Genomic DNA, 2,571 nt, shown 5'->3' with positions numbered 1-2,571 from the left:
GTAAGCGCCAAATAAAATAGTGGATAAAAATATAGAACTCTAAGAACTACAATATAGAATGTGGAGACTCCATAAACTATATTGTAGTTTTTATATTCTCCAAAAACTATATGGAAAGGAAGAGAGACTATATGACAGTACAGGAACTTACCGAAAATGAAAAATATAAATTTTGGTATTTTAAAATCAAAGAATGCAAGGAAAGTGGTTTATCTGTCAAAGATTTCTGTGACAAAAACAATATCAAGCCGTCGACTTATTATAATTATCAACAAAAAATCAGAAATATTTTATGTGATCAGATAAATGAAAACAGCTACAAGAATGAAGTATCCTTTGTTTCTGTTGAAAAGCAACCACACAATAATGAAAAGATTATCATTATCAAGGGAAGCATCAAAATTGAACTCGATTCAGATACACCTTACCAAAGTATTGAGCCTCTTTTGAAGTCACTATTATGATTGGTGATATTTCAAAAGCCGAACATATTTATATAGCTGTTGGCTATACAGATATGCGTAAACAGATTGATGGTCTTTCAGCTATCGTTCAACAGAACTTCAAGCTTGATCCTTTTTCTAATTCTGTGTTTCTGTTTTGTGGTAGAAATACAAGAATCATGAAGGCACTGTATTGGGAAGGTGATGGTTTTGTCTTACTTTATAAAAGACTTGAAAATGGTAAATTCAAATGGCCAAGAGATGAATCAGAAGCTCGAGAAATAACCCCTCAACAATTCAGATGGCTGCTTGAAGGACTTTCTATCGTACAGCCTAAGACCATTCAGAAAAGTTATCCACAAGTTGTACTGTAAAGCCTTGATTTCATAGGATAATATGCCTGTTTATGGTATAATGGATGTATGAAATGGAGGTGCTTTTGATGGCTGATTCTACTACAGGTACAGTTGAAAATTTAGCTTTGGTAATGGCTAATCTGTCACATTCTATTGAAGAATTGAAAGCTACAATTGCATCTTTGAACAGTACCATTGACAGTTTGAAAGCTGAAAATGAATACTTAAAAAACAACAATGAACTTTTACGTGAAGAAAATGCCTATTTAAAGAGAAAGCTGTTTGGTACCAAGAGTGAAAAGATAACACATTCTATGGATCAGCTTTCTCTTTTTGATGAAGCAGAAAATGAATGTGAACCTGAACTGCTTGAAGATATCTCATATACCAGAGCCAAAAAGAAACAAAAAGAGAAAATTGATATCAAATTAGACAAGCTAAAACATGTAAAAAAAGTTTATGATGTTGATGAAAAAGACAGAGTATGTGATGAATGTGGCTCTAAATTATCTTATGTAGGTGAGGAATTTGTAAGACATGAAGTTATTTATGAACCAGCCAAACTCTATGTAAAAGATATTTATCGAAAAACATATGAATGTCGAAACTGTAGAAAAAAAGGAAAGGTAGTCATGCTTAAAGCTGGCACACCTCAACCGGTTGTTCCACATTCATATACATCGCCAAGTGTACTGTCACAAGTAATCATTGATAAATATGTAAATCATATGCCACTATACAGACAAGAATCAGAATGGAAACGATTAGGAATGAAACTTTCAAGAACGACAATGGCAAACTGGATCATCATTGCCGCCAATGAATATTTCATTCCATTGGTAAACAGGATGCACGAACTGATGATGAAGGAATCACATATACATTGTGATGAAACGCCAGTTCAGGTATTGAATGAACCAGGTAAGAAGGCTACTTCTAAATCATATATGTGGGTATATTCAAGTATCAAAGAAAGTAAAAGACCTGTTAAGATATTTGATTACAGACCTGACAGAAAAGCAACCAACCCTCAAGAATTTCTGAAAGGATTTGATGGTACTATCATTACTGATGGCTATTATGGATATAACCATATAGATGGTGTAACCAATGCTTATTGTTGGGCGCATGCCAGACGGAAGTTCTATGATGCTTTGCCTGTAGATATGAAGAATGCATCAGATACACTCGCAAATACAGCCATTGAAAAAATAGCTAAACTGTTTGCGATAGAAAAACAAATCGAAACATTATCACCTGATAAAAAGGAGAAAGTACGTCAAGAAAAATCAAAGCCATTAGTTGATGACTTCTTTTTATGGTGCAAAGAAAATCAAAACAAGGTGTTAACAGCTTCTAAGACAGGAAAAGCTATACAATATGCCTTGAATTACGAGGCAGGACTGCGTTCATTTTTAGAAGATGGTCTTGTACCTATGACAAATTCATTAGATGAACGTACAATCAGACCATTTACAGTTGGTCGAAAGAACTGGCTGTTTTCAACTTCTACTAAAGGAGCTGAAGCAAGTGCTGCAGTCTTCAGCTTGATTGAAACAGCTAAAGCCAACAAACTTAATCCATATGATTATATTGAATTCATTCTGGATTATTTACCTCAACAAGATCTGGTTGAAGATCCAAAGAAATTGGATTGGTTCTTACCATGGAGTGAAGAAATAAAAGAAGAATTTGAAATAAAAGCCGACTAAATTGATCATTGTATCAATTCAATCGACTTTTTTAAATACACTATTTTATTTGGCACTTAC

Annotated in this window: 3 protein-coding genes; all 3 read left to right on the top strand. The window is 33.7% G+C overall.

What is annotated here, in order from left to right; all coding sequences use genetic code 11:
* Positions 1-131 precede the first annotated feature (131 nt).
* The 3 genes from tnpA (at position 132) to tnpC (ending at position 2,511) form a co-directional block, all read left to right on the top strand.
* On the top strand, positions 132-464 hold the full coding sequence (gene tnpA, locus ACLVEP_RS08040) for an IS66 family insertion sequence element accessory protein TnpA (RefSeq protein WP_119362695.1): 333 nt from the start codon (positions 132-134) through the stop codon (positions 462-464).
* Positions 461-817 carry an IS66 family insertion sequence element accessory protein TnpB gene (gene tnpB, locus ACLVEP_RS08035; RefSeq protein WP_227352341.1) on the top strand — a complete coding sequence of 119 codons (357 nt, stop codon included), beginning with the start codon at positions 461-463 and terminating at the stop codon, positions 815-817. The genes tnpA and tnpB overlap by 4 nt, the downstream gene beginning before the upstream one ends.
* 113 nt (positions 818-930) lie before the next feature.
* Positions 931-2,511, top strand: coding sequence for an IS66 family transposase (tnpC, locus tag ACLVEP_RS08030; protein ID WP_412582196.1), 1,581 nt, complete (start codon positions 931-933; stop codon positions 2,509-2,511).
* Positions 2,512-2,571 lie beyond the last annotated feature (60 nt).

The sequence above is a fragment of the Faecalibacillus sp. genome (assembly GCF_047023275.1).
Lineage (GTDB): Bacteria > Bacillota_I > Bacilli_A > Erysipelotrichales > Coprobacillaceae > Faecalibacillus.
Note: the sequence above shows the minus strand (reverse complement) of the source record. Positions and strands in the feature narration are given on the sequence as shown.

Coding starts and splice junctions, on each gene's coding strand:
- tnpA (WP_119362695.1), top strand. CDS start 132: ATGACAGTACAGGAACTTACCGAAAATGAAAAATATAAATTTTGGTAT.
- tnpB (WP_227352341.1), top strand. CDS start 461: ATGATTGGTGATATTTCAAAAGCCGAACATATTTATATAGCTGTTGGC.
- tnpC (WP_412582196.1), top strand. CDS start 931: ATGGCTAATCTGTCACATTCTATTGAAGAATTGAAAGCTACAATTGCA.